General features: G+C 52.4%; 22 protein-coding genes. 20 read left to right on the top strand and 2 right to left on the bottom strand.

Annotation, left to right across the window (positions count from 1 at the left end):
- Positions 1 to 99: 99 nt before the first annotated feature.
- The 15 genes from BUB68_RS05175 to BUB68_RS05105 all read left to right on the top strand — a co-directional run bounded on the left by BUB68_RS05175 (position 100) and on the right by BUB68_RS05105 (position 18149).
- Positions 100 to 1599, top strand: a complete 1500-nt coding sequence (locus BUB68_RS05175; RefSeq protein ID WP_073088699.1) for a tagaturonate reductase — start codon at positions 100 to 102, stop codon at positions 1597 to 1599.
- A gap of 11 nt (positions 1600 to 1610) precedes the next feature.
- On the top strand, positions 1611 to 3098 hold the full coding sequence (locus BUB68_RS05170) for a UxaA family hydrolase (protein WP_073088818.1): 1488 nt from the start codon (positions 1611 to 1613) through the stop codon (positions 3096 to 3098).
- Between the two features lie 31 nt (positions 3099 to 3129).
- Entirely contained in the window at positions 3130 to 4551 is a 1422-nt protein-coding gene (uxaC, locus tag BUB68_RS05165) for a glucuronate isomerase (RefSeq protein WP_256625785.1), read from the top strand.
- 32 nt (positions 4552 to 4583) lie between these two features.
- Positions 4584 to 5300 (top strand): bifunctional 4-hydroxy-2-oxoglutarate aldolase/2-dehydro-3-deoxy-phosphogluconate aldolase, encoded by a 717-nt coding sequence (locus BUB68_RS05160; RefSeq protein ID WP_073088697.1) that lies wholly within the window; start codon positions 4584 to 4586, stop codon positions 5298 to 5300.
- Positions 5301 to 5388: 88 nt separating this feature from the next.
- On the top strand, positions 5389 to 6813 hold the full coding sequence (locus BUB68_RS05155; protein WP_256625784.1) for a glycoside hydrolase family 28 protein: 1425 nt from the start codon (positions 5389 to 5391) through the stop codon (positions 6811 to 6813).
- 38 nt (positions 6814 to 6851) lie between these two features.
- On the top strand, positions 6852 to 8384 hold the full coding sequence (locus tag BUB68_RS05150) for an MFS transporter (protein ID WP_073088695.1): 1533 nt from the start codon (positions 6852 to 6854) through the stop codon (positions 8382 to 8384).
- Between the two features lie 44 nt (positions 8385 to 8428).
- Positions 8429 to 9532, top strand: a complete 1104-nt coding sequence (locus BUB68_RS05145) for a glycoside hydrolase family 88/105 protein (protein WP_073088694.1) — start codon at positions 8429 to 8431, stop codon at positions 9530 to 9532.
- A gap of 75 nt (positions 9533 to 9607) precedes the next feature.
- Positions 9608 to 11152 carry an S-layer homology domain-containing protein gene (locus BUB68_RS05140; protein WP_073088693.1) on the top strand — a complete coding sequence of 515 codons (1545 nt, stop codon included), beginning with the start codon at positions 9608 to 9610 and terminating at the stop codon, positions 11150 to 11152.
- A gap of 31 nt (positions 11153 to 11183) precedes the next feature.
- Positions 11184 to 12896: a glycoside hydrolase family 28 protein gene (locus BUB68_RS05135; RefSeq protein WP_073088692.1), complete on the top strand. Its 1713-nt coding sequence runs from the start codon at positions 11184 to 11186 to the stop codon at positions 12894 to 12896.
- Positions 12897 to 12969: 73 nt separating this feature from the next.
- Entirely contained in the window at positions 12970 to 13362 is a 393-nt protein-coding gene (locus tag BUB68_RS05130) for a hypothetical protein (protein ID WP_073088691.1), read from the top strand.
- 58 nt (positions 13363 to 13420) lie between these two features.
- Positions 13421 to 14260 carry a sugar phosphate isomerase/epimerase family protein gene (locus BUB68_RS05125; protein WP_073088690.1) on the top strand — a complete coding sequence of 280 codons (840 nt, stop codon included), beginning with the start codon at positions 13421 to 13423 and terminating at the stop codon, positions 14258 to 14260.
- Between the two features lie 41 nt (positions 14261 to 14301).
- A complete protein-coding gene (locus BUB68_RS05120; RefSeq protein ID WP_073088689.1) occupies positions 14302 to 15249 on the top strand; it encodes a sugar kinase in 948 nt (315 codons plus the stop codon).
- A 3-nt stretch (positions 15250 to 15252) separates the two neighbouring features.
- The gene (gene kduI, locus BUB68_RS05115) at positions 15253 to 16095 is read left to right on the top strand and encodes a 5-dehydro-4-deoxy-D-glucuronate isomerase (RefSeq protein WP_073088688.1); all 843 of its coding nucleotides are present in this window, start codon (positions 15253 to 15255) and stop codon (positions 16093 to 16095) included.
- Between the two features lie 13 nt (positions 16096 to 16108).
- Positions 16109 to 16900, top strand: a complete 792-nt coding sequence (locus BUB68_RS05110; RefSeq protein WP_143188089.1) for a gluconate 5-dehydrogenase — start codon at positions 16109 to 16111, stop codon at positions 16898 to 16900.
- A gap of 31 nt (positions 16901 to 16931) precedes the next feature.
- On the top strand, positions 16932 to 18149 hold the full coding sequence (locus BUB68_RS05105) for an FAD-dependent oxidoreductase (RefSeq protein ID WP_073088687.1): 1218 nt from the start codon (positions 16932 to 16934) through the stop codon (positions 18147 to 18149).
- A 117-nt stretch (positions 18150 to 18266) separates the two neighbouring features.
- Here BUB68_RS05105 and BUB68_RS05100 read toward each other — a convergent pair whose 3' ends face one another.
- A complete protein-coding gene (locus BUB68_RS05100; RefSeq protein ID WP_073088686.1) occupies positions 18267 to 18542 on the bottom strand; it encodes a hypothetical protein in 276 nt (91 codons plus the stop codon).
- Positions 18543 to 18756: 214 nt separating this feature from the next.
- Here BUB68_RS05100 and BUB68_RS05095 point away from each other — a divergent pair, with 214 nt between their 5' ends.
- The 3 genes from BUB68_RS05095 to sucD all read left to right on the top strand — a co-directional run bounded on the left by BUB68_RS05095 (position 18757) and on the right by sucD (position 22256).
- The gene (locus BUB68_RS05095) at positions 18757 to 19884 is read left to right on the top strand and encodes an aldose epimerase family protein (protein ID WP_073088685.1); all 1128 of its coding nucleotides are present in this window, start codon (positions 18757 to 18759) and stop codon (positions 19882 to 19884) included.
- A gap of 263 nt (positions 19885 to 20147) precedes the next feature.
- Entirely contained in the window at positions 20148 to 21335 is a 1188-nt protein-coding gene (gene sucC, locus BUB68_RS05090) for an ADP-forming succinate--CoA ligase subunit beta (RefSeq protein WP_073088684.1), read from the top strand.
- A gap of 15 nt (positions 21336 to 21350) precedes the next feature.
- Positions 21351 to 22256, top strand: a complete 906-nt coding sequence (gene sucD / locus BUB68_RS05085) for a succinate--CoA ligase subunit alpha (RefSeq protein ID WP_073088683.1) — start codon at positions 21351 to 21353, stop codon at positions 22254 to 22256.
- 729 nt (positions 22257 to 22985) lie between these two features.
- Here sucD and BUB68_RS05080 read toward each other — a convergent pair.
- The gene (locus BUB68_RS05080; protein WP_014423306.1) at positions 22986 to 23942 is read right to left on the bottom strand and encodes an L-lactate dehydrogenase; all 957 of its coding nucleotides are present in this window, start codon (positions 23940 to 23942) and stop codon (positions 22986 to 22988) included.
- Between the two features lie 281 nt (positions 23943 to 24223).
- Between BUB68_RS05080 and BUB68_RS05075 the strand changes: the two genes are divergently transcribed.
- Both BUB68_RS05075 and flgF read left to right on the top strand, forming a co-directional pair.
- Positions 24224 to 25246 carry a rod shape-determining protein gene (locus BUB68_RS05075; RefSeq protein ID WP_073088682.1) on the top strand — a complete coding sequence of 341 codons (1023 nt, stop codon included), beginning with the start codon at positions 24224 to 24226 and terminating at the stop codon, positions 25244 to 25246.
- 109 nt (positions 25247 to 25355) lie between these two features.
- The gene (flgF, locus tag BUB68_RS05070) at positions 25356 to 26156 is read left to right on the top strand and encodes a flagellar basal-body rod protein FlgF (protein WP_073088681.1); all 801 of its coding nucleotides are present in this window, start codon (positions 25356 to 25358) and stop codon (positions 26154 to 26156) included.
- The last annotated feature ends 98 nt before the right edge of the window (positions 26157 to 26254 follow it).

Raw genomic sequence — 26254 nt, 5'->3', positions numbered from 1 at the left:
ACAAGCAAAAAGATGATAAACACATTTACTATGAAAAGTAAATCGATTAAAATAATAAGTAACAAGTAAGAAAACAAGCTGCGGGAGGTAAAATGTGGTATGGAACGGCTGAATTATGAGGTATTGGAGAAAACTGGCTATCCGGGATATATCCTGAAAGAAGCGCCAGTGAAGATGCTGCAGTTTGGCGAGGGCAATTTCCTGCGAGCCTTTGTGGATTACTTCTTTGATGTGGCCAATGAAAAAGCCGGCTGGAACGGCAAGGCCATATTGACCCAGCCACGGGGCAAGGGGAAGGATAAGGTCTTCAATGAACAGGAAGGTCTCTACACCCTCTATATCCGTGGCAATGAAAAAGGCCAGAAGGTAGATGAACGAAGGGTGATTTCTTTAGTGGAAAAATGCTATAACCCCCTGGAACATTTTGATAAACTGCTGGAAGTTGCCTGCCTGGATACCCTGGAATATATCACCAGTAACACCACGGAAGCTGGTATTGTCTATGACCCGACGGCAATGTTAGATGACATACCCCCTGCCAGCTTCCCGGCAAAACTGGCAAAACTTTTGTATGCACGCTATCGGGCAGGAAAGAAAGGCCTGATCATCCTTTCCTGTGAACTGATTGATCATAATGGCCGGGAACTGCAGCGGATCGTCCTGCAGCATGCCCGGGACTGGCAGTTGGGCGATGGCTTCGCCCGCTGGCTGGAGCAGGAGAATATGTTCTGTTCGACGTTGGTTGACCGCATCGTCCCCGGTGAGATCCGGGATGCTGTTGAAATCGCTGCGCTGAATCAGGCGAATGGCTATGAGGACAGGCTGATGGATGTCGGCGAGGTGTTTGGCGTATGGTATATTGAAGGGCCAAAAGAATTGGAGGACAGGCTCCCCTTCAAGCGGGCGGGCTTGAATGTCCATGTGGTGCCGGATATCGCGCCTTACAAGAAGCGGAAGGTGCGCATCCTGAATGGCGCCCATACAGGCTTTGCCCTGGGCAGTTTCCTCGCAGGCAAGGATATCGTCAGGGATTGCATGAACGATGATGTGATCCGGGAGTTCATGAATCACATGCTCTATGAGGAAGTGATTCCCATCCTGCCGTTGGATCAGCAGGATTGTGAAAAATTTGCCGCTTCTGTGGCCGACCGGTTCAACAATCCGTTCATGGAACATCAGCTTCTCAGTATTGCCCTGAATTCCACGGCTAAGTGGAAGGCGAGAGATATGGGCTCGCTGCTGGAATACCGGGAAAAGTTTGGCAAGCTGCCCAAAAGTCTCGTGATGACACTGGCGGCGTATATCGCCTTCTATTCCACTGATATTCAGGCGCGGCAGGAAAAAGCGCTTTTGTGCCGGCGCCCTCAGGGAGATATCTATCCGGTGCAGGATGATGACTGGGTACTGGATTTCTATTATGAACATCGTCATAGCGATGATGCCGTCCTGGTTCATGATGTGCTGGCCTATGAAAAGATGTGGGGCTGCGATCTGACGCAGCTTCCTGGTCTGGAAAAGCAGGTGCTGAAAGATTTGCAGCTGATTCGCCAGAAAGGCACGAAAAAGGCCTTTGCCAGTTGTTTGTTGGCATGTGCTTGAAAGGATTGGATATGGATAGGATAAAAGCAGTGCGCATCGCCGCAGAAGATAATGTGGCGGTGGCGCTGACCAAGATAGATAAAGGGGAATGCCTGCAGGTGGGAAATGTGGAAGTTACCGCCTGTGAGGAAATTCCCCAGGGACATAAGATTGCGTTGCAGTCTGTGGCAGAAAACGAGAACATCATCAAATACGGGTATCCCATCGGACATGCAGCCCAGGACATCAGTCCGGGCTGCTGGGTACATACCCATAACTTGCGGACTAATCTCAAGGGAGAAATAGAATACGTTTACTATCCGGAGGTGCATGATCTGCCAGAGCAGCCAGCCCGAGAGTTTGCCGGGTATCTGAGACCAGATGGCCGGGCGGGTATCCGCAATGAGATCTGGATCATCCCCACAGTGGGCTGTGTCAATGATGTAGTGCTGAAGCTGGCGCGGGATAATCAGGATCTGTTGGGGGAACATATCGACGGCATCCATGCCTTCACTCATCCCTTTGGCTGCAGCCAGACCGGTGCGGACCATGCCCAGACCAGAAAGCTTCTGGCGGCTTTGGTCAATCACCCCAATGCCGGTGGTGTGCTGGTGGTGCACTTGGGCTGTGAGAACTGCACCCATGAACAGTTTGTGGAAGAATTGGGGGCTTTCGATCCGGAGCGGGTAAGGTTCCTCAACTGCCAGCAGGCAGAAGATGAATTGGCTGCCGGACGTCAGCTCCTGCAGGAACTGGCCGCTTATGCCAGCAGGTTCAGACGGCAGTCCCTGCCAGCCAGCAAACTGGTGGTGGGGCTGAAGTGCGGAGCCTCTGATGGGCTTTCGGGAATCACCGCCAACCCCACGGTCGGCAGGTTCAGCGACCTGCTGCTGAGTCAGGGCGGCAGCACCATCCTGACCGAGGTGCCGGAGATGTTTGGTGCCGAAGGCATCCTCTTGGGGCGGTGCCGCAGCCAGCAGGTATTTGACAAGGCGGCGGCTATGCTCAATGGCTTCAAGGATTACTTCCTTTCCCATCATGAAGTGGTCTACGATAATCCCAGCCCTGGCAACAAGCAGGGGGGTATCACCACGCTGGAAGACAAGAGCTGTGGCTGTGTCCAAAAAGGAGGTACGGCGCCCATTGAAGATGTGCTGGGGTACGGGGAGCAGGTAAAGAAGCAAGGTTTGAACTTGCTCTATGGGCCGGGCAATGACTTGGTTTCCAGCACGGCTCTGGCTGCTGCTGGTGCTGCCTTGATCCTCTTCACCACAGGCCGGGGGACGCCCTTTGGTTCACCGGTACCCACCGTGAAGATTGCTACCAACAGCCGCCTGGCCCAGCATAAACCGCATTGGATTGACTTCAATGCCGGTACGGTGGCGGAAGGCGAAGCGTTGGACACGGCTGGTGGGCGCTTGCTGGACAAAGTCCTGCAGGTGGCCGGTGGCGAACTGACCTGCAATGAGAAAAATGGCTATCGCCAGATTTCCATATTCAAAGATGGTGTTGTTTTATAGGAAGGACTGATTTTCCGTTATGAAGGCTTTTATGGGGAAAGATTTTATGCTCCGCAATCAGACAGGTGCGCGGCTGTATGAAGAATATGCCCGGGACTTGCCGCTGGTTGACTATCATTGCCATATCTCACCCAAGGAGATTTTTGAGGACCGCCGCTTTGACAATATCGCGCAGATTTGGCTGGGCGGGCGCAATGATGATGGCACTTACTTCGGTGACCATTATAAATGGCGGGTGATGCGCACCAACGGCGTACCCGAGGACATGGTCACCGGCGGGGCAGATCCCTATGAGAAGTTCAGCGCTTTTACGAAATCGCTGGAAATGGCCATCGGCAATCCCATGTACCATTGGTGCAATCTGGAGCTGCATAAGTATTTCGGCGTGACCGAACCCCTTACCGAAAGCAATATGAAAGCCGTTTGGGACAAGGCCAACGATATGCTGCAGCACAACCCGGATATGTCCGTGCGGGGGCTTATCCGCCAATCCAAGGTCGCTTACATCGGCACTACGGATGATCCCATCGACACGCTGGAATGGCACGAGAAGCTGGCTGCCGATGAAACGGTGGATTTCAAGGTCTGCCCTTCCTTCCGTCCGGACAAGGCGGTCAATATCCATAAAGAGGGCTTCCGTGAATACATGGAAAAACTGGCGGCCTGCGTGGGCAAGGAAAAACTGGCTTCCATTGAGGATGTGCTGGCAGCGCTTACGGAACGGATCGCTTATTTCAAGAAGCACGGCTGCCGGGCCAGCGATCATGGCCTTGATTATGTGATGTTCAACCATCAGGGCTTGGAGGCTGCGGATAAGGCCTATAAGAAAGCCCTTGACGGCGAAACGCTCACGACGGCGGAAGCCGAGGCTTATCAGACCGAAGTGCTCCTGCATCTGGCCCGGGAATACCATAAGCAGCAGATCGTGATGGAAATCCATTACTCCTGCAGCCGCGACAACAACGAAAAGATGTTTGCCCTGCAGGGGCCGGACACGGGGTTCGACATGATCGCCCAGACCACCTGCATCGGCAATCTGGCGAAATTCATGAGTGAGCTCTACAAGGAAGGGAACCTTCCGCAGATGATCCTGTTCTCGCTGGACAGCACGGATTTCGACCGGATCGCATCCCTGATGGGCTGCTTCCAGTCCGAGGAAATGCCCGGCAAGATCCAGATGGGATCGGCCTGGTGGTTCCTCGATACCAAGGACGGCATGGAAAAGCAGATGCGCTCGCTGGCCCGTCTTTCCCTGCTGGGGAATTTTGTCGGCATGCTGACCGATTCCCGGTCGTTCCTGTCCTATACCCGTCATGATTACTTCCGGCGCATCCTGTGCAATATCATCGGTGACTGGGTAGAACATGGTGAGTATCCCTGCCATGAAGCATCTTTGCAGAAGATTGTGGAGGGCATCAGTTATAAAAACGCAGTCCGCTACTTTCATATTTAGGAGCGGCATCTAAAGGAAAGGAATTAGAGAGAATGAAAGAGATATTCAAACAGTTCAAGGAGATTGGGATTATCCCTGTGGTGGTGATGGAAGATGCGCAGTATGCAGAGCAGCTGGCCGATGTCCTCTGCGATAACGGTCTGCCCTGTGCGGAGGTCACGTTCCGCACGGCGGCTGCTGCCGAGGTGATTTCCCGCATGGCAAAACATCGTCCGGAACTTCTGGTCGGGGCGGGAACCGTGCTGACCACGCAGGAAGCTGACCTGGCCATCGCTGCGGGGGCAAAGTTCATCGTCAGCCCGGGGCTCAACCCGGAAGTGGTCAGATATTGTCAGGCCAAAGGCATGCCGGTGGCACCGGGGACGCAGACGCCCAGCGAAATGGAACAGGCCATCGGTCTGGGGCTGGATTTCGTGAAGTTCTTCCCCGCAGAGCCGGCAGGCGGACTCAAGATGATCAAGGCGGTGGCTGCACCCTATGGGCAGCTGGTCTTTATGCCCACTGGCGGCCTGACGCCGGAAAATGTCCGTGCCTATCTGGCTGATGAGAAAATCCTCGCCTGCGGTGGCAGCTGGATGGTCAAGCAGCAGATGATGGCTGAAGGTGATTGGGAAGGCATTGCCAGACTGGTCCGCGAAGCTGCTGCTATCGTCAAAGAGGTGAGGGGACGCGGCAAGCAGTCCATCAATAGTCTGTATCGGAAGGATAAAGGGGATTATTTGCCCAAGCGTAATTTAAAGATTTCTTGAATAGAAAAATGGAAATGAGGTCATAAACGTGGCGTTTTCCTGGAATCAAAAACTTTATGAGGAAATCCTCTCCAGGTTTCGGTCGCCTTTGCCTAGTATCAGGTTCTGCCGGATTACGGACAGCCGATATCAGGGGCTATGGCGTTCGGTGGAGGAAATCTACTATGAGCATCCTCTGGGGCCGTATCAGGGCAGCAAGGCAGAGCTGAAAGAGGATCTGCCTTATCGGCAGGAACGCTTGTTGGAACGGCGCCGGCATGTGCTGTACCATGGACAGGCAATCCAGCAGGCCATTGATGATATGGCCGCAGCGGGCGGCGGCCGGGTGGAAATCCCCGCAGGCATCTGGTATACCGGTGCGCTGGTCCTGAAATCGCATGTGGATTTGCATTTAGCGGCTGGCGCAAGACTCTGTTTCATCCGCAACAAGAGCAATGTCTTTTACCCCCTGCGCTATACCCGTTGGGAAGGCGTGGAATGCATGAATTTCTCGCCCTTCATCTATGCAGAGGGCGCGGAAGATATCAGCATCACGGGGCAGGGCACGCTGGACGGACAGGCGGACGAATTCAACTGGATGCCCTGGAAGTTCGGTTACTTCGGTGAGCCGGATCAGGAGGAGCAAAGGCAGCGCCTGTTCCAGGCCGGGGCTGCCGGTCTTCCGGTGAATGAGCGCATCTTTGCCGATGATGTCTCCACCCTGCGGCCGCCCTTCATCCAGTTCTACAACAGCAGGGATATCCGCATCATGGGCGTGCACATTGTGAATTCACCCTTTTGGGAAATCAATCCCGTGCTCTGCGAGAATGTCTGGATCAAAGGCGTGCATATTGAGACGGATCTCTACAACAATGATGGCATCGATCCGGAATCCAGCCGCAATGTGCTGATTGAGGACTGTTATTTCCTCACGGGCGATGACTGTATTGCGATAAAATCCGGACGCAATGAGGATGGGCGGCGCATCGGGGTGCCCACGGCCAATGTGGTTATCCGTTATAACCGCTTTGCCAATGGTCATGGCGGCATCACCCTGGGCAGTGAGATTTCCGGCGGGGTGCATGATGTATTCGCTATGGGCAACCATTTCGACAGCCCGAATCTCGATTACCCCATCCGCTTCAAGACCAATGCCATGCGGGGCGGCACGCTGGAAAATGTCTATGTGAAGGACAGCGTGGTCAACAAGGCGCGGCTGGCGGTGGTGCACGCGGATTTCTTCTACGAGGAGGGCCATGCAGGTGATTTCCTGCCGCAGCTGGATAATGTCACGCTGGATGGTTTCCGGACCGCAGAGGGCGGCAGCATTGATGCACGTTATGCCTTTTATCTCAAGGGCTTTGCCGATGCGCCGATTGCCAATATCACCTTCCGGGATATGCAGCTGGAAGGGGTGAAAGGCGAGGCTGTGCTGGAAAATGTCCAGGGACTGGCCTTCGAGAATGTGACCATTAACGGAAGACGCCAGCCGGACCGGCTGGTGGACATTGATTCTGACGGGCAGGTCAGATAAGAGCCGGACTTTTAACGTCGTGTGTTAGGAGGATCAAGATGGAAGCAAGAAAAGTAACTTGGTGGAATGTGCTGGGCTATGCCTGTTTGAACTTCCTGGGTGGTGGTACGCAGGCACTCAGTTCCGCTTTTCTGATGTTGTTCTACACCATGTATTGTGATATTCCTGCCGTGCAGGCAGGTCTCATCTTTACCATTGCCAGATGTATCGATGCTGTGGGCAATCCGGTGATGGGCTATATCAGCGACAACTTTGGCCGTACCAGATTGGGCAAACGATTCGGGCGGCGCAAGTTCTTTGTCCTGACCGGTATTCCTCTGGTTCTGATCACTTATCCAATCCTGTGGACGCCGGGGCATAGCTTTGAATTCTATGTGGTTGCTAACATCATTTACGAAATCGTCTTTACCAGCGTGATGGTGCCCGGTCCGACGCTGCCGGCAGAGATGACGCAGGTTGCTGCCGAAAAGACCAAGCTGGTTTCGGCCAAGCAGTATTGTGGCACCTTTGCCAGCACCATTGCCCTGCTTTTCCCGGCTTTCTTCTTCCAGCGTTTCGGTGAAGGCAATCTGGACGCGTTCTTCTACACTGGCCTGACTTATGCTGTGGTGGTATCCCTCTCGCTGGCGGTGATGTATTTCCTGACCTATGAACGTGCGCCGGAAGATATCCATTATACGGAAGAGATGGGTTCCGTATCCCATGTACTGCGCAAGCTGGTCAATGACGTGTTTGCCTCCATGCGCATCCGGGCTTTCCGCCTCCATGCGGGCATGATGCTCTTTATCGGTATCTACAAGAATCTGGCTGCTGGTGTCTTCACCTATTATGTGGTTTACGCCCTGTCCCTGTCGGTCAGCGCGACTTCCATCATCACGAGTTTTGCCACTTTGGTATCCTTTATAGCTCTGGCTATCTTCATCACCATCTGCTACCGCCGCGGCGGCCCGTTCGCCTTCAAGGTGGTTGGCGTTATCGTGACGGCTTCGCTGGCTGGTTACTATATCCTGTTCCAGAATCAGGCCAGCATGGGCGAAGAAGCTGTGATTGTCTGGCTGACGGTGCTGGCCATCATCAACAACGTGGGCAAGGCCGGTGCCGACTATATCCCGGTATTCCAGCTGCCCTTCATGGCCGATATCGATGAAGCCGTTACCATGGAACGCCGCGAGGGCATCTTCACGGGCGTGAACGGCCTCCTGTCCAAGCTCGCCTCGGCGGCGGAAGGTTTCCTCCTGGGCGTTGGTTTGGCGCTCTTCGGCTTTGAGAAGGGCGCTGGCCAGCAGACGGCACTGGCCATTGACGGCGTGCTAGTCATGACCATCGTGGTGCCAATCGTTCTCTGCGGTATCGTTTACCTGATTTCCCGCAATCTGACGCTGACGAAGGAAAATCACAAGCTCCTCGTGGATGAGGTGCATCGCATCCGTTCGGGCGGCAGCATGGCTGATGTTACGCCAGAAACCCGCAAGGCCGTAGAATCCCTGACGGGTTGGAAGTATGAGCAGTGCTTCGGTCATAACGATCTGATGCGTGTCCATGATGAACCTGCAGGTGTTCATTCGCACTGAATTTACTTTATAATTTTTGCAATATTTAGGAGAGAACGAAGAAAATGAAAAAATATTCACAGTGGATGGCCGACTCCGTTATCCAGCGCAAGACCGACCTTACGAGTTACTGGGCTTATGAATTTGGCCTGACGCTGGACGGCATTGCTGAGGTCTGGCGGCAGACGGGAGAGCAGAAATACTTTGACTACATCAAGTCCTGCATGGATACCTTCATCGGGGAGGATGGCAGTATCCGCGGGTATGATGTGAAGGAATACAATATCGATCACCTCAACAATGGCAAGATCCTGCTGACCATCTACAAGGAAACCCATGAGGAGAAATACCGCAAGGCCTTGGAGCTCTTGCGCAGCCAGATTGAGCATCATCCCCGCACGAAGGAAGGGGTGTTCTGGCACAAGGAGATCTATCCGGAACAGATCTGGCTGGACGGCCTTTATATGGGCGCGACCTTCTATGCCAAGTACGTCAGCGAGTTCAGCCGCAGCATGGAAGAATATGATGATATTGCCCGGCAATTCATCATTGCCCGCAAGCACACGCTTGATGAGCAGACGGGCCTTCTGTATCACGCCTATGACGATGCCCGCCAGCAGCCCTGGGCCAACAAGCTGACCGGCCTGTCCAAGCATTTCTGGGCGCGTTCCATTGGCTGGTACTGCATGGCGCTGGTGGATACGCTGGCAGAGCTGCCGGCTGACAATCAGTATAAGCCGGAGCTCATCCAGATCCTCAACGACACGATGCAGGCACTGATCAAAGTGGCAAGCCCCCAGTCCCATGTCTGGTATCAGGTGCCGGACTGCGGCGACCGCAAGGGCAACTATGTGGAGGCTTCGGGTTCGTCCATGATCGCCTACGCTCTGTTCAAGGGTGTGCGCATGGGCTGGCTGCCGGAAAGCATGCGGGAGTTTGCCAAACTCTCCTATCATGGGCTCATTGATGAATTCATCACCGAAACGCCCATGGGCACGATCTGCCTCAATAAGATCTGTTTCGTCGCCGGTCTGGGCGGCCAGCCCACCAAGGCTTACGGCGAGCGGGATGGTTCCTTTGCCTACTATATCAGTGAACCTATTGTGACCAATGAACCCAAGGGATTGGGCCCCTTCATCCTGGCGGCTGCGGAATATGAGCGCCTTTGAACGTGGAAAAGGATTTAGTAAGTAGTTGGCTGTTGATTTTTCGTATTGTGTGTCCTTAGGAGTGAAAACGAAACGATGATAAAACAGAAGATGCTTTTAGGTCTAGTCAGTGCAGCATTTTTAGGTATGGGCAGCCTGCCCGGTGCGGCCGAAGCCGCCGATAATCCCTTTGCCAGTGTGCCGCCGGATAGTGGCTATTATGACGATGTGGATGCGCTGGTCAACAACGGTTTGATTTACGGCTATGAAAAAGGGGAATTCAAGAAGACGCGCATCATCAGCCGGATGGAAATGGCCATCTTCACGGCTAAGGCCATGAGTGCCATGGACCGGGCTGGAGCAGAGGATACGCAGCGCATCCAGCGCCTGATGCAGGAATTTTCCGGGGAACTCACGGACATGCATGTGAAACTGCCCGGTGTCAAAGCAAAGACGGACGAGGCCAAAGCAGCTCCTAAAGGCCCCAAGATCAAACAGATGCCGAAGAACTTCAGTCTGACCGGCTTGATCCGCCTGCGTGATGACTGGGGACATTCAGAGAATGATAAAAAGGAGAAAAATTATAGTACTTTTGGCGGGACCAAGAACCATCAGCTGCTCTGGCAATTGTTTACGAAATTCGATATTGCGGCTGGCTGGACCGGGGAGATTGACTTCCTGGGGGCAAAAGATGGCGACGGTGATTCCCGTACGACCGGTGAGAATACCTCTGGCACCGCAGATGTCAATAAGGCCTTTGTGACCGGTCCGCTGGCAGGCGGTTCCGTGCGCATCGGCCGTGTGAAGGGCTCGACGGTCTATGGTGATTCCATGATCATGGGGCAGTATTATCAGGGGATTGATTACACCCGTAAGATGGGCAAATGGAAGGCTGGGGCCACCTGGGGCAAGGTGGATTACAATACTTCAAGCTGGAGCGGTGACGATGGGAAAATCAATACGACATATTCAGACAAAGCTGGAAGTGCGTATGGATATAAGGCAGAACGGGGCGTATCAGGTTCAGATATGAATCCGGACGGCCTGGGCGTTAATATGACACAGATACAGACTTCTTATCAGGCCAGCAAGGACTTTGCCTGGAATATGGGCTTCTGGCATCTGACCGCCCGGGGCAGCGGTGACTACCGCAGTGGCAAGGATATTGCTTTTGCCAAGAGTGATCTCGCTGCTCTTAGGGCTAAAGCGAAGACCTCACACTATAATGATCCTAACATCTTCGAGACCAGTGTCAGCTGGCAGGCTTCCCGCAAGCTGAAAGTCCTGGGCAACTTTGCTATCTCCGATGATACGCGGGGCAAGAACAGCGATCATGGCCGTCAGAACAAGGCCTATGGCATATCCTTCCGCTGGGGACAGGTAGCAGCCAGCAATCCGCATTCCAGCAAGCTCCAGCTCGACCTGCTGCATCAGGAACGCTATACCGGCATCAAGTCCACCTATGACTTGAAGAATAAGTCGGGTGAAGGACAACGGGGCTTTATCCTCGATTATCGCTATGTGCCCATCCAGAATGTGATGTTCGACTTCCGCTGGATGCACTATCATTCTTTGGGCAAGACGAGTACGGATATGGATCATGGCAATCAGTATCGTGTGCAGGCGTATTACTACTTCTGATCGGTTATGGCTTTGAGGAGGCTGCAAGTAAATGTTTAGTACAAAAAAGAAAATCGCTGCGTTGGCATTGGTTATTGGCATGGCTTTGAGTCAGGATGTGTGGGCAGCACCTGCTGCACCCACGGGACTTACGGCTCCGGGGCAGGCTGTGACGGAAAGCAGTCTGAGCCTTGTTTGGGACCGTCCGGCCAAAGGCGATGATGTGGTCAGCTACAACGTTTATATGGATGGGAAATTGGTAGCGCAGACCGATAAGGATTTTTCTTCTGAAGCCAAAAAGGAAATCCGGGATTTCTACGCCGGATCTCCGCAGGGACAGAAGGTTGTAAGCCATAATTACCGGGTTACGGGCCTGCAGGCGAACAGCAGGCACAGCTTTACCGTACGGGCTGTGGATGCAAAAGGGGAAGAATCGGCGGACAGCAATAAGTTCAGCACGGCTACACTTACGGCTGGTGAATCCCTGGATGTGACCCGGTATGGTGCTGTCGGGGATGGCAGCACCCTGAATACCGAGGCTATCCAAAAGGCGATTGATGCCTGCCCTGCTGGCGGCACGGTTGTCATTCCGGCGGGAAATTTCAAGACCGGCAGTCTGTGGCTCAAGAGCGACATGACGCTGGAAGTGCAGAAAGGCGCGACGCTTCTGGGCACAGAAGATCCGTCCGCTTATCCTTATCATTACAAGCTTTATCCCTATCTTTCTGATGAACGTTATTTTTCTCTGATCAATGCCCGCCCCGGTCAGGATGGCAAGCAGCTGCAGAATATCCGCATTGTCGGGGAAGGCACTATCGATGGTAATGGCTGGAAGATGGATGAGAAGGGAAATTATCTTTACAGGGCCAGAGCAAAGAAAGGCGAACCGCTGCCGGCCAATCATGTTTCCAAGATCGGCGTATTGGCCGCTAATCAGGTAGCTGCTTTGGAGAAGGATGAGGGGATGGATGAGAACAAGGCTTATCCCCGTCGTTCCAGCCTGATCCTGCTGAAGGGCGTCGACCATGTTTACGTCACGGGGGTAACGCTCAAAAATCCGGCCAACCACACGCTGGTGCTGCAGAAGTGCAATGATGTGGTAGTGGAAAACACGAATTTCCAGACGTTCAACTGCAATAATGGTGATGGTATCGAGTTTGGTCATGGCAAGGGTCTGAAGGTTTATGACAATGTGTTCAACAACGGTGATGACTGTGTGAACTTTGCCGCCGGTCAGGGAGCAAAGGGTGAGAAAGGCGCTCCCACCGAGGATATCTGGATCTTCAACAACTCCTTCCATCATGGGCATGGAGCTGTGGTCATGGGCAGCCATACGGCAGCCTACATCCAGAACCTGCTGGCAGAGGATAATGTCATTGATGGCACGGAGATTGCCCTGCGCATGAAGACCAATCCTGCCAACGGCGGTGGTGCACGGGATATCTATTTCCGCAATAATGCGGCCCGGAACCTTACGAAGAATTTCTTCATTGCCACGACGGCTTACAGCGATCCCAATGCCAAGACCGATTTCCCCAAGGCCAGCAAGGCTGGCAGTTTCTACAATATCCGTGTAGAGGATTGCACGGTGGAGAAAACCGGCAAAGCTGCTATCGAAATCGTGGGTTTGCCCGAAGCCAAACATCATGATATCAGCTTCAAGAACGTCACGATTGATAAAGGCCAGCCCTGGATCATCACCAATGCCGAAAACATCGATTTCGACAATGTAAAACAGAGTAATACCCCTATCAATAAATTCTAACCCTCCGGCAAGCCTTCCCCTCTGGGGAAGGCGCCCCGTAAGGGGCGGATGAGGTTAGACTGGAGGTCAGTACATGAAAAGATTATACCGTCTGACGGGCATCATGTTCCTCTTGTGCCTGTTGTGCTGCAATAGTTTCCTGGCTGTCACGGAAGCGGCAGACAAGGAAGTATCCTTCAAGGTGACGCAGGTAGAACTTTCCGGCAGCAAGGTTTTGCTGCATGGCAATTTTAAGAATGAAAGTGAAGAATTCCAGAAGGTCAGGCAGCTTACCGTTCGTTATACCCTGTCGGACGCCGATGGTTATCCGCTGCTGGTAGGCAGTTGCCGGGGCAGTGATCTGGATATTTCCGTGGGCAGTGACAAGGTTCCCTATACGCTGACGGCAGAGAATATACACGCGTCGGAATTCTCCAGCAGTGATATTGCTGTCTGGAAAATCAGTGCCCATGTGGAAACTGAATGAAGGATTTATTGACACCTATATGGAATATAAATAAGGGATATGAAAAGAAGGGATGACAATGTTGCAATTAGGGATTCGGCTGCATGACATGCGGCCGGGAAGTTTAGCCGAGCGGGCAGCCTGGGCACGGGGGCAGGGATTTTCCTGCGTGCATCTGGCCTTGGAAAAGACCATACCTGGTTTCAAGCTGGAACCGGGAAAATTGACCGCTGGATTTGGCAAATATATCCGGGATATCTTTGCCTCGCATGATGTGGATGTGGCGGTGTTGGGCTGTTATAAGAATCTGGCCCATCCGGACCGCGCAGAATTGCAGAGGATTCAAGAAAATTACATCGCCCATCTGCGCATGGCGGTGAGTCTGGGCTGTTCGGTGGTAGGGACGGAAACCGGCGCTCCCAATGCAGAATATCAATATGAACCACAATGTCATACGGAAATGGCCCTGCAAACGTTCCTGCATGGTCTGGAGCCAGTGGTGGAGGCCGCTGAGAAATTAGGCGTGCTGCTGGCCATAGAGCCGGTCTGGAACCACATTGTCTGGAATCCCCAGGTGGCTCGGCGGGTAATCCGGGAAGTGGCTTCGCCGAATTTGCGGATCATCTTCGATCCGGTGAATCTCCTGTCTGGCGAAAACTATCAGGACAGGGAGAGGGTTATCGGGGAAGCAATCGAACAGTTCGGTGAATATGTGGAAGTGGTGCATCTGAAGGATTTCCAGGTGCAGGGAGAAAAGCTGTCAGCCGTTGCTCCGGGCACGGGACTGATGGATTATAAGCCATTGTTGGCTTATCTGAAACAGGAAAAATACGGCATCCAGGCAACGCTGGAAAATACGATTCCAGAAAATGCCGTGGCTGCGCGAAAATATTTGGAAGAAATCTATGCTGAGGTTTGAGGCAAAAAGCTGTCAGCAGAGGCGAGAAAGGATAGATATTTATGGCTGAGGTACTGACAATCGGCGAGCCCATGGGACTCTTTGTTGCGGAGGAGGCAAAACCGTTGAAGGATGTACAGACCTTCACCCGTCTGGTATGCGGTGCGGAGGTGAATTTTTCTATCGGCCTTTCCAGGCTGGGACATACGGTTTCCTATGTCTCCCGGGTGGGCAGTGATCCCATCGGCCAGCATATCCGGGATTTCCTGCAGGAAAATGGCATCGAAGCCGGTTATGTGCAGGTTGACCGGGAACATCTGACCGGCATGCAGTTCAAGGAAAAAGCGCCGGAGGGTGTAGATCCGCTGGTGGTCAATTATCGCCGCCATACGGCCTTTTCCTATTTCACGCCGGAGGATCTGCAGGGCATTGACTGGCAGGGGGTGAGGCATGTCCATGTGACAGGCATTCCCGCAGCGCTATCCGCCAGCTGCTGTGCCGCAGTGGAAAAACTGATGGATGAGGCCCATGCCCATCAGGCAATGGTCTCCTTCGATCCAAACCTGCGCCCGGCTCTCTGGCCGTCCCATAAGGTCATGGTCAGGACATTGAACCGTCTGGCCGCGAAGGCCGACCTGGTGCTGCCGGGACTCGGGGAAGGCAAGATCCTTACCGGGATGGAAAAGCCGGAGCAGGTAGCCGACTTCTATCTGGACCGTGGTGCTAAAGCCGTGGTCATCAAATTGGGCGGCAGCAAGGGTGCTTATGGCAAGGAGCGGAATGGCAAGGAATTTATCGCGCCGTCCTTCCGGGTGGAACATGTGGTGGATACGGTAGGCGCCGGGGATGGTTTTGCCGTGGGCACCGTGTCGGCCCTGCTGGAAGGCAGGACGCTGGAAGAAGCCGCCCTGCGCGGCGCCGCGATTGGCGCATTGGCCATCATGTCGGCAGGTGACAATGAGGGCCTGCCCAATCGCACGGAATTACAACATTTTATGGAGGCAGTTTGAACAATGGATATTCGTTATTCGGCAAATCAAAGAGATTTCAAGCGTTATACGACCGAGGAAGTGCGGCAGGAGTTTTTGATCGAGAACTTGTTCCGTGCCGATGAAGTGACGGCCGTGTACTCCCATGTGGACCGTATGGTGACTTTTGGCTGCATGCCGGTTCGAGAGGAAGTAGCGCTGGACAAGGGAATTGATGTATGGCATAATTTCGGTACGGAGTTCATTTTGGAACGCCGGGAAATCGGCATCTTCAACGTAGGCGGCGCTGGCACGATCACAGCTGATGGCGTGGCCTATGAATTGGGCTATAAAGACTGTCTCTATATCACCATGGGCACGAAAGCAGTCACCTTCAAGAGCCAGGATGGCAGCAAGCCGGCCAAATTCTACATGGTCTCGGCGCCAGCTCATAAGGCTTGCCAGACAAAGCTTCTGACCATCAAGGATGCCAACAAGGTTCCCTGTGGCGATGCCAAGACCAGCAACAAGCGCACCATCAATCAGTTCATCCATCCAGACGTTTTGGAAACCTGCCAGCTTTCCATGGGCATGACATCTCTGGAGCCGGGCAGTGTCTGGAATACAATGCCCGCGCATACCCATGAGCGCCGTATGGAAATCTATTTCTATTTTGAGATTCCGAAGGACGAAGTGGTGTTCCATATGATGGGCGAACCGCAGGAAACCCGCCATGTGGTGATGCAGGATGAGCAGGCCATCATCAGCCCCTCCTGGAGCATCCATGCCGGCTGCGGCACGGCCAACTATACGTTTATCTGGGCTATGGGCGGCGAGAACAAGGCTTTTGACGATATGGACCACATCAAGAATACGGAACTGAGATAAGGAGCGCATGGAGATGGATATGGAATATCTGAAACAATTCTCGCTGGACGGCAAGGTGGCGCTGGTGACTGGTGCGGCTTATGGCATAGGCTTTGCCATTGCCAAGGCTTATGCCAAGGCTGGTGCCAAGATCGCTTTCAATTGCCGTGGTGAGAAGCATATGGAGGAAGCACTGGCAGCATACAAAGCCGAGGGTATCGAGGCCAAGGGCTATTATTGCGATGTGACCAAGGAAGAGGAAGTACAGCAGATGGTCGCCGATATCGAAAAGGAATTGGGGACGATTGATATCCTCGTGAACAATGCCGGCATCATCAAGCGCATTCCCATGCTGGAAATGTCAGCCGAGGATTTCCGGCAGGTGGTGGATATCGACCTCAATGCGCCATTTATCGTATCCAAGGCTGTTATTCCGGGCATGCTGAAAAAAGGGCATGGCAAGATCATCAATATCTGCTCCATGATGAGCGAACTGGGGCGGGAGACGGTATCGGCTTATGCGGCAGCCAAGGGGGGCCTCAAGATGCTGACGCGCAATATCTGTTCGGAGTATGGAAATGCCAATATCCAGTGCAATGGCATTGGACCGGGCTATATCGCCACGCCGCAGACGGCTCCTTTGCGCGCGCCGGGACATCCTTTCAATGAGTTTATCCTGGCCAAGACGCCGGCTAACCGTTGGGGGACTACCGAGGATCTGGAAGGTCCGGCCATTTTCTTAGCCTCTGATGCTTCGAACTTTGTCAACGGCCATATCCTTTATGTGGATGGCGGTATTCTGGCCTATATCGGCAAACAGCCCTAAGACAGAGAAAACAATTTAGAGGTGAATCCTAATGGCAGTTCATGTAATCAACGAAGCGAGGCGTTGCCTGCAATGCAAGAAGCCACTGTGTCAGCTGCAAGGTTGTCCCATCGGCACCAATATCCCGGAAATGATCCGGTTGTTCCTGGCCGGTCAGGGCAATGAGGCCGCAGCGATGTTATTTGCCAACAATCCCATGAGCATCATCTGTTCTCTGGTCTGTGACCATGAAAAACAATGCGAAGGCCATTGTATTCAGGGGCGCAAGGGCAGTGCGGTGCAGATTTCCAGCATTGAGCATTATATCTCCAATGGCTTCTTTGAGAAGCTGCAGCTGGAGAAGAAACCGCTCAAGGGACAGCGGGTGGCGGTGATTGGCAGCGGTCCAGCCGGACTGGTAGTGGCAGTGGAGATGGCACAGAAAGGTTATGATGTGACCATCTTTGAGCGCAAGAGCCATATCGGTGGCATGATGCGCTATGGCATTCCGGATTTTCGCCTGCCGCGGACGATTCTGAGCCGTTACAAGGAAAAAATGCGCCTGCTCGGCATTCATATCCGGCCGCATACCACCATTGGCGGTGCTCTGCATCTGGATGATCTGATCAGCGATGGTTATCAGGCAATCTTCATCGGTACGGGCACCTGGCGGGCACGGCGTTTAGGCGTGCCCGGTGAGAGCCTGGGCAATGTCCATTATGCTATTGACTATCTGCAGAATCCCGGTGCCTATGCACTGGGTGAGCGGGTGGCGGTGATTGGCGCTGGCAATTCGGCCATGGATGCGGCTCGTACAGCTTTGCGTCAGGGCTGCCGTTTCGTTAGCATCTATGCCCGCAGCAATCATGTCACGGCCAGCCAGCGCGAACTGGATTATGCAATCGCGGACGGTGCGGAGATACTCTATGGCATGGCGGTAGAGAAGATTACAGAACAAGGGCCTGTCTTTGTCAAACGGGAATTTTCCGAGGCCGGCGAAATGGTCAGCCAGGGGCTGGCAGAACTGGCTCCCGCTGACAGTACCATCATCGCCGTCAGCCAGCGTCCTAAGGATAAGCTCGTGAACACCACATCCGGGCTCGATGTGAATGACAAGGGACTGGTTGCTGTGGACGAGCATGGACAGACCACCCGACCGGGAATCTTCTCTGCTGGTGATGTGGTCACTGGCCCATGGAATGTAGTGGAGGCTGCTAAGGCTGCGAAGAAAGTGGCAGAACAAATGGACGCCTATTTGCAGTCGTTATAAGATCGTAAATAGGCGTCTGCCAAGGGAAAATCGATAAAAACATAATATGAATAATTGTACGAAAAAACCTCCAGCTTATTCATCGAGCTGGAGGTTTTTCGTTCTGCGTATGTGTGTTTACACGATGGGAAAGCTTTCGATAGCGCCATACTGGATGTACTTGCTGGCGTTGGTGGGTTCCCCTTCCAGAATGGCCGTGCTCACGGCATCCATATTGTCATCAATCACATTGATGCGGCCGGCTTTCACTTCTTCTTCGACCTTGGCCAGCAATTCCTTGCGGGCTTTTTTCGTTCCCTGATAGATGGTCTTGTTGTAGAAGATGTTCATGGTTTTCTGTGTCTTTTCTTCATCGCAGTTGAAGAAGACATAAGCGTGTTTAGCGTTTGCCATATCTTGATAATCCCCCTTGAAAACATATAAAATAATTTCATTTATAAATATGTAACCAATATAAAGTATTATAACACACTTTGTCAAAAATGATAAATTAAATTGAATCTTCACAGGTGGTTGACAAATAAAACAAGAAAGAGTAAAGTGAACTTGTATAGAATTGTAGGAAATCATACGCAATTCTAAGTCAAAAACCTGGGAGGTATGTTAAATGGCAACAGTTAAGCAAGAATCTTTTGGCAAATTGAGTGATGGGCAGGAGGTGTTCCTTTACACATTGCGCAATACCAAAGGCACGGAAGTAAAGATTACCAACTACGGTGCACGGCTGGTGAGCTGGCGGGTTTTTGGCAAGGATGCAAAGAAGATAGATATTCTGTTGGGTTATGCGGATGCCGCTGCTTATGAAAAGGATGATACCAGCATGGGGGGCTTAGTGGGACGTCATGCGAACCGCATTGCTGGTGGCAAGGCTGTCATCAACGGACAGGAGTACCAGCTGGATCTCAATGACGGTTCCAGGATGCAGAACCATATCCATGGTGGTTCCAAAGGCTTCCATAATGAACTTTGGCAGGCTGAGGAAATCTATGAAGGGATAAAACTCACCTATCATAGCAAGGATGGTGATGGGGGATATCCTGGCAATATGGATGTAACCGTTATCTATTCGCTGTCCAACGATAATGAACTGTCGATCCAATATGAGGCTGTCAGTGATAAGGATACCATCTGCAACCTGACCAACCATAGCTATTTCAATCTGGATGGTTTTGCCTCACCGTCCATTCTCGATCAGAAAATCCAGATCTTTGCCGATCAGTATACCTGGGCTGACAGCGAATCCCTGCCTGATGGACGGATCCTGCCGGTTGAGGGCACGCCGATGGATTTGCGGCAGCCGGTACGCATCGGTGAGCATATTGATGATGATTTTGATGAACTGGTTATGGGTAAAGGGTATGACCATAACTGGGTATTGCGGGATGAACCGGTGCATGTGGAGATGAAACCGGGGATGTTCGGCTATGATCCCCATTGCCCGATTGATTATCAGAAAAGGGGGCTCAAGAAGGCTGCTTATGCGGAATCGGACCAGAGCGGCCTGACCCTGACTTGCTATACCACCTTGCCGGGAGTTCAGTTCTACACGGGCAACTTCCTGGATGGCAGCCTGCCAGGCAAAGATGGTGTGACCTTCCCACGCCGTTCCGGTTTCTGCCTGGAAACCCAGTATTTCCCCAATTCCCTGGCCAATCCCGCTTTCCCGCAGCCTGTGATCAAAGCGGGTGAAAAGTGGGAAGCGCAGACGATATTTGTGTTGTTCCCGAAGGATTGAGTATAGTTTGTCAGCAGCAGGAGTGAAATTTCTTGACAAATAAGTGAGATTTATTTAATTGATATGGAATATTTATCAAATAAGCGGGAAAAAGAAAAATTTCACTAAATAAGCATAAATTATGATAATTTTTGCGAATGCTAGTTATGAATAATAAATAGTAGACAAAAATACGAAAAAAGCATACAATATACATGTAAACGAGAACGAAAGCTAGTTAGGTATTCTCGAAACGTCATACCAATTTTAGGGAGGCATGTTTGATGAATATTCATGAGTATCAAAGCAAGGCAGTATTGAAATCCTATGGTGTCAATGTACCAGAAGGATACCCTGCCTTTAGTGTGGAAGAAGCCGTGGAAAATGCCAAGAAGCTCGGTACACCGGTGGTCGTGGTCAAAGCCCAGATCCATGCAGGCGGGCGTGGCAAGGCAGGCGGCGTCAAACTGGCGAAGAACCTGGACGAGGTGAAGACCTATGCTACGGAACTTTTAGGCAAGACGCTGGTTACCCATCAGACAGGCCCGGAAGGCAAGAAAGTTGGCCGCCTCCTGATTGAAGCTGGTTCCAATATCAAGAAGGAATATTATCTCTCCTTCGTCATTGACCGTCAGACGGCCCGTGTGGTCATGATGGGCTCTGAAGAAGGTGGTATGGAGATCGAGAAGGTTGCAGCTGAGATGCCGGACAAGATCTTCAAGGAATACATCGATCCGGCTGTGGGACTGGCACCTTTCCAGGCTACCCGCATGGCTTACAATATCAATATCCCGCAGGAGGCCATCCGCAAGGCAACCAAGCTGATGGGCTGCCTCTACAATGCCTTTGTCGGCAAGGACTGCTCGTTGGCTGAGATCAATCCGCTGGTGGTGACGGCCGATGATGATGTCGTGGCTCTTGATGCAAAGCTGAACTTTGATGACAGTGCGCTCTTCCGTCATCCGGATATCGAAGAACTCCGCGATGAGAGCGAGGAAGATCCGAAGGAACGCCGTGCAGCAGAAGCTGGCCTTAACTATGTCAACCTCGGCGGCGATGTGGCCTGCATGGTCAATGGTGCCGGCTTGGCTATGGCTACGGTGGATATCATCAAGCATTATGGCGGTGAACCGGCCAACTTCCTCGATGTGGGCGGCGATTCCTCACCGGAAAAGATTGCCGAAGCATTCCAGATCATGCTGGATGGCGGTCAAGCCAAAGGTATCTTCGTCAACATCTTCGGCGGTATCAACCGTTGTGATGCGGTAGCCGCTGGTATCGTGGAAGCTGCGAAGATCATTTCTGATGATGGCAAATCCCTGCCGGTGCCTGTTGTGGTGCGCTTAGAGGGTACCAATGTGGAACAGGGCCGCAAGATCTTGCAGGATTCCCCCATTGCCAATGTCATCATGGCACCGACTATGGAGGGCGGCGCAGAAGAGATCGTCAAACGAGTCAAAGCAGCAGAATAAGGGAGGCCATCTGACATGGGTGTTTTAGTCAATAAAGATACAAAGGTAATCGTACAGGGCATTACGGGCAAACAGGCCACCTTCCATACGAAACAGATGCTGGCCTATGGCACGAAGATTGTCGCTGGTGTGACGCCGGGCAAAGCCGGCCAGGTAGTAGAGGGTGTTCCCGTATTCAACACCGTCAAGGACGCAGTGGACGCAACAGGGGCTACGGCCTCCGTGGTCTATGTACCCGCAAGGTTCGCCGCTGACTCCATCATGGAAGGTGTGGATGCCGGACTTGATTTGGTGGTCTGCATTACGGAACACATCCCGGTTGAGGATATGGTCAAGGTACGCCGCTATATGGAAGGCAAGAAGACCCGCCTGATCGGGCCGAACTGCCCGGGCATCCTGACCACGGATGAAGCCAAGCTCGGCATCATCCCGGGCAATATCCAGAAGAAGGGTCATGTAGGCCTGGTTTCCCGCTCCGGAACCCTGACGTATGAAGCTGCGTTCCAGCTGATGAATGCTGGTATCGGCGTGACGACAGCTATCGGTATCGGCGGTGACCCGGTCAAGGGCACAGACTTTATCGATGCACTGCAGCTCTTCAAAGAGGATCCGGAAACCAAGGCTGTGTTGATGATCGGTGAGATTGGCGGTACGGCTGAGGAAGATGCGGCTAAGTGGATCAAGGAAAACATGCCGGAAAAACCGGTAGCAGCCTTCATCTCCGGCCGTCAGGCGCCTCCGGGAAAACGCATGGGCCACGCTGGTGCCATCATCTCCGGTGGCAAAGGTACGGCTGCTGATAAGATCAAGGCTCTCAATGCCGTGGATATTCAGGTAGCCGATACCGTAGCCCATATCGGTGCAACGGTTGTCGATACGCTGAAAAAAGCCGGCATCTACGACGAGTGCCATACCTGCTGAAAACAAACTGCCAAAAGAGCGATGTAAAATATTCCCATAAACCTTAAAAGTCCGCTGACAAAAGTTTTGTCAGCGGACTTTATTCATGCCAGTTTGTTGGTGCGCGCCTGAACTCTGTTTGTTACGGCGCAGTGGGGCGGAGGTGGGAATACTTTTTCGCCGCTCCACTAAATGACCCGCCAGCAAAAGTACGCAACTTCCAGCAACTTGGCGCCGGGCAGGCCGGCGGCGCGTCTGTCAACGAAGCGTCCAGCACATGCTGTTTGTGGGCCAGTCCTCACTTCGTTCGGACAGTCGTTCCGTCGGCGAAAAAGCATCCCCACCTCCACCCAAAGTTACGTTTGTGTATATTGCTATGTTCTAGCTGTAAGCTACAAGCACATCGATGTTCTTGTCGCGGGATAACCGATTCGTGCCAATTGGCAAAATCGTGGCTTGAGGCGAACGGGGAAGTGCTTTTTCTGTAGGAGCGACTGTCTGAGCGCAGCGAAGACCGGCCCGACGCAGGCAGCAGCTAAAGAGCACGTTGAAAGACGCGCCGCTGGCTTGCCCGGCGCATCCGGCTAAGTAACTCTAATCTTGCAGGGAGGGTCGTTTAGCGGAAACAGAAAAAGCACTCCCCCGTGAACCGCTGATGGCGTATGAACGGAATACTTTTAGCACGAACGTATCAATTGCGTATAAAAAACGCTGGACAAAAGTCCAGCGTTTTTGTTTGCCATATAGCAATTATTTGATGCCAGCGCCATCGAGAGCGGAACGAACGCTCTGAGCAGCTTTGTGCATCTTCTCCAGTTCATCATCCGTGAGATGAACTTCGAAGGAGCGCATGATACCATCAGCGCAAACCATACGAGGAATGGAGAGGGCAACGTCTTTGATGCCATATTCGCCTTCGAGAACTGCGGAGCAGGGCAGGATCGTGTGTTCATCATAGAGAACGGACTTGATGAAGCGGCAAGCTGCCATAGCGATACCGGTGTTCGTGAAGCCCTTCTTGTTGATGACATCATAAGCAACCTGAACCAGTTCCTGTTCAACAGCTTCGTGGCTGAGTTTTTCCGTGCGGTGGAAATATTCATCCAGATCATCAATGGGGAAACCAGCGCAGCCAGTCGTGGACCAAGCAACGAATGCAGCGTTGCCGTGCTCACCAAGAACATAACCGTTGATGTTCTTCGGATCCACCTGGTACTTGTCAGCCAGGATGCGGCGGAAACGGTAAGTTTCGAGCATCGTACCAGTACCGAGGATGAGGTTGCGCGGATAATCGAACTGGGTGGAAACAACATAAGTAGCAACATCGAGCGGATTCGTGATCATGATGATCATGGCTTCCTTCGTACGTTTAACGATCTCGCCCATTACGGAGCTCATGATCTTAGCGTTGGTGCCAGCCAGCTTCAGACGGTCCGGAGTTTCGCCCGGGCGGATGGAAGGACCAGCAGTGATAACGATGATGTTTGCATCTTTGCAGTCTTCATAGTCACCGAGGTGGAACTTGATGTTCGTGCTGTAGATGCAGCTCGTTGCATGGCTGGAGTCCTTAGCTTCGCCCCAAGCTTTGTCTTCGTTGAGGTCGATGAGGACTACTTCCGTAGCAAGCTGGAAGTCAGCAATCTTGTTGGCTACTGCGGAACCAACGTTGCTGGCGCCGATGACGACGATTTTTCTTCTGTTGTTCATTTTGTTATTACCCCCTGAGTCTAATTGTGAAATATATCCCTAAGTCGTGTTAATCGTAGCACTATTAATACCTGGTGTCAACAAAGATTTTTAAAGAAACAAAAGCAATATTTTTCGCAAAATTGGTGAAATGTTGTAAATGAAGGGAAAATGTGTCAATTTTTGGCTGAGCTAAAAATTATATCCGATTTTAAAAGGGAAAGCTGTTGTAATTCATGTTTTTTTATTATATATTATAGTGTGTTGCGATGAAGATGACTTCGGAAGGAGATTTTTGACATATGTTTGGCATGTCTTTAGATATTGGTATTGACTTAGGTACGGCGAATGTGCTGGTTTATGTGAAGGGCAAGGGCATTGTCCTGAGGGAGCCATCCGTGGTGGCGGTAGACCGGGATACCAACCGGGTACTGGCTATCGGTGAGGAAGCGCGTCAGATGATTGGCCGTACGCCGGGCAACATCGTTGCCATCCGTCCGCTGCGTGAAGGTGTTATCGCGGATTATGATATCACGGAAAGCATGCTGCGCCACTTCATTGAAAAGGTAGTGGGCCGCCGTTTTGTATTCCGTCCCCGTATCATGATCTGCATTCCTTCCGGCTGCACCATGGTAGAACAGAGAGCTGTGCAGGAAGCTGCGGAGCAGGCTGGTGCCCGCCATACCCAGCTGATTGAAGAACCGCTGGCGGCAGCTCTCGGCGCCGGTCTGGATATCGTGGAACCACGTGGTTCTATGGTCGTGGATATCGGCGGCGGCACGACGGACATCGCGGTGATTTCCCTGGGCGGTATCGTCAACAGCGCATCGCTCCGGGTGGCTGGTGACCGTTTTGATGAGGACATCATGGCCTATGTGAAAAAGGAATTCAATATGATGATCGGTGAGCGTACGGCTGAGGACATCAAGATGCGTGTCGGTGCCGCTTTCGTGGGTGCCCGCAATGAAACGATGGAGATTCGCGGACGCGATATGCTTTCCGGCCTGCCCAAGAACGTCACCATCACCACGGAACAGGCTTCGGCGGCCATGCATGATTCCGTGACGAAAATTGTGGCCTGCGTGAAGAAGGTCTTGGAGGAAACTCCGCCGGAACTGGCCGCTGACGTGATGAATTGCGGTATTGTGCTCACAGGCGGCGGAGCTATGCTTTATGGTTTGGATGAGCTGGTTCGCAAGGAGACGGATATTCCCACCGCGCTGGCTGAAGATGCCATGAGCTGTGTGGCCATTGGCTGCGGTATGGCTCTGGACAGCTTCGACAAATTCGATGGCAAGGCCAAGAACATCAAGACAGGCCATTGATAGAAAGAAAATAATTTTTTGACGAAGGCGAAACCCGAAAGGAGTTTCGCCTTTTTTCGCGAATAAACGAAGCAAGGATAAATGTGAGATGGGGTAAGGAGGACGCATTATGTGGCGTGGTTTATATACTGCTGGTGCGGGCATGATTACGGAAACAAAGCGTACGGATACGCTGGCCAATAATCTGGCCAATGCCAATACAAATGGATTTAAGCGGGATGAGGCTGTTAGCCGGGAGTTCCATCCTATGTTGATCAAGCGTATCAACGATGGCATCAATAAAAATGATGTGACCAGCTTCAAACAGTTCCATGTGGGAGATTCTTATCCTGTGGTGGGGACGTTAGGACTGGGTTCGCATATTGATGAGATCGCTACGGAGCATACGCAGGGAGCTTTTGAGACCACAGGCAATCCCTTGGACCTGGCTATATCTGGCGAAGGCTATTTTGCCATTCAGACACCAAATGGAGTGCGGTATACCCGTGACGGGAATTTCTATAAGTCGGCTAATGGCCAGATCCAGACCGTGAATGGGCAAATGGTTTTGGGGCGGAATGGGCAAGGTATCACAATCCCGCAGGATGCAGTTCAGGTCATGGTAGGTTCCCAGGGGGAAATCTATGCTGATGGCCAGCAGGTGGGGCAGTTGCAGTTTGTGCAGTTTGATAACCGGCGGGCGGTGCTCAAGCAGGGAGATAATCTCTATTTCCCTCAGGAAGGCGCGCAGCCGCAGCCAGCCACAGGGGAGATCCAGCAGGGGTTATTGGAGCGTTCCAATACAAATGTGGTTTCCGAAATGGTAGAGCTTATCAATAATTACCGGCTTTATGAAGCCGGATCCAAGGCCGTCACAACGCAGGATTCCATGTTGGAAAAATCTGTGGGGGAAGTTGGCAGATTGTCTTAAGATTTTTGGAGTTTTGTTCGATATATATGGGAGAGGTATTCTTGGGCGCAGGATAACGATATACCATTATAGTCTAGCCCGCCCCCTTTGGGGGCGCC

It is taken from the genome of Pseudoselenomonas ruminantium (genome assembly GCF_900142515.1).
GTDB lineage: Bacteria > Bacillota > Negativicutes > Selenomonadales > Selenomonadaceae > Selenomonas_A > Selenomonas_A ruminantium_D.
Note: the sequence above shows the minus strand (reverse complement) of the source record. Positions and strands in the feature narration are given on the sequence as shown.

Coding starts and splice junctions, on each gene's coding strand:
- BUB68_RS05080 (WP_014423306.1), bottom strand. CDS start 23,942: ATGAACAACAGAAGAAAAATCGTCGTCATCGGCGCCAGCAACGTTGGT.
- BUB68_RS05110 (WP_143188089.1), top strand. CDS start 16,109: ATGGATATGGAATATCTGAAACAATTCTCGCTGGACGGCAAGGTGGCG.
- BUB68_RS05095 (WP_073088685.1), top strand. CDS start 18,757: ATGGCAACAGTTAAGCAAGAATCTTTTGGCAAATTGAGTGATGGGCAG.
- BUB68_RS05140 (WP_073088693.1), top strand. CDS start 9,608: ATGATAAAACAGAAGATGCTTTTAGGTCTAGTCAGTGCAGCATTTTTA.
- BUB68_RS05170 (WP_073088818.1), top strand. CDS start 1,611: ATGGATAGGATAAAAGCAGTGCGCATCGCCGCAGAAGATAATGTGGCG.
- BUB68_RS05160 (WP_073088697.1), top strand. CDS start 4,584: ATGAAAGAGATATTCAAACAGTTCAAGGAGATTGGGATTATCCCTGTG.
- BUB68_RS05125 (WP_073088690.1), top strand. CDS start 13,421: ATGTTGCAATTAGGGATTCGGCTGCATGACATGCGGCCGGGAAGTTTA.
- BUB68_RS05145 (WP_073088694.1), top strand. CDS start 8,429: ATGAAAAAATATTCACAGTGGATGGCCGACTCCGTTATCCAGCGCAAG.
- kduI (WP_073088688.1), top strand. CDS start 15,253: ATGGATATTCGTTATTCGGCAAATCAAAGAGATTTCAAGCGTTATACG.
- BUB68_RS05175 (WP_073088699.1), top strand. CDS start 100: ATGGAACGGCTGAATTATGAGGTATTGGAGAAAACTGGCTATCCGGGA.
- sucC (WP_073088684.1), top strand. CDS start 20,148: ATGAATATTCATGAGTATCAAAGCAAGGCAGTATTGAAATCCTATGGT.
- BUB68_RS05150 (WP_073088695.1), top strand. CDS start 6,852: ATGGAAGCAAGAAAAGTAACTTGGTGGAATGTGCTGGGCTATGCCTGT.
- uxaC (WP_256625785.1), top strand. CDS start 3,130: ATGGGGAAAGATTTTATGCTCCGCAATCAGACAGGTGCGCGGCTGTAT.
- BUB68_RS05075 (WP_073088682.1), top strand. CDS start 24,224: ATGTTTGGCATGTCTTTAGATATTGGTATTGACTTAGGTACGGCGAAT.
- BUB68_RS05100 (WP_073088686.1), bottom strand. CDS start 18,542: ATGGCAAACGCTAAACACGCTTATGTCTTCTTCAACTGCGATGAAGAA.
- BUB68_RS05105 (WP_073088687.1), top strand. CDS start 16,932: ATGGCAGTTCATGTAATCAACGAAGCGAGGCGTTGCCTGCAATGCAAG.
- BUB68_RS05120 (WP_073088689.1), top strand. CDS start 14,302: ATGGCTGAGGTACTGACAATCGGCGAGCCCATGGGACTCTTTGTTGCG.
- BUB68_RS05135 (WP_073088692.1), top strand. CDS start 11,184: ATGTTTAGTACAAAAAAGAAAATCGCTGCGTTGGCATTGGTTATTGGC.
- sucD (WP_073088683.1), top strand. CDS start 21,351: ATGGGTGTTTTAGTCAATAAAGATACAAAGGTAATCGTACAGGGCATT.
- BUB68_RS05130 (WP_073088691.1), top strand. CDS start 12,970: ATGAAAAGATTATACCGTCTGACGGGCATCATGTTCCTCTTGTGCCTG.
- flgF (WP_073088681.1), top strand. CDS start 25,356: ATGTGGCGTGGTTTATATACTGCTGGTGCGGGCATGATTACGGAAACA.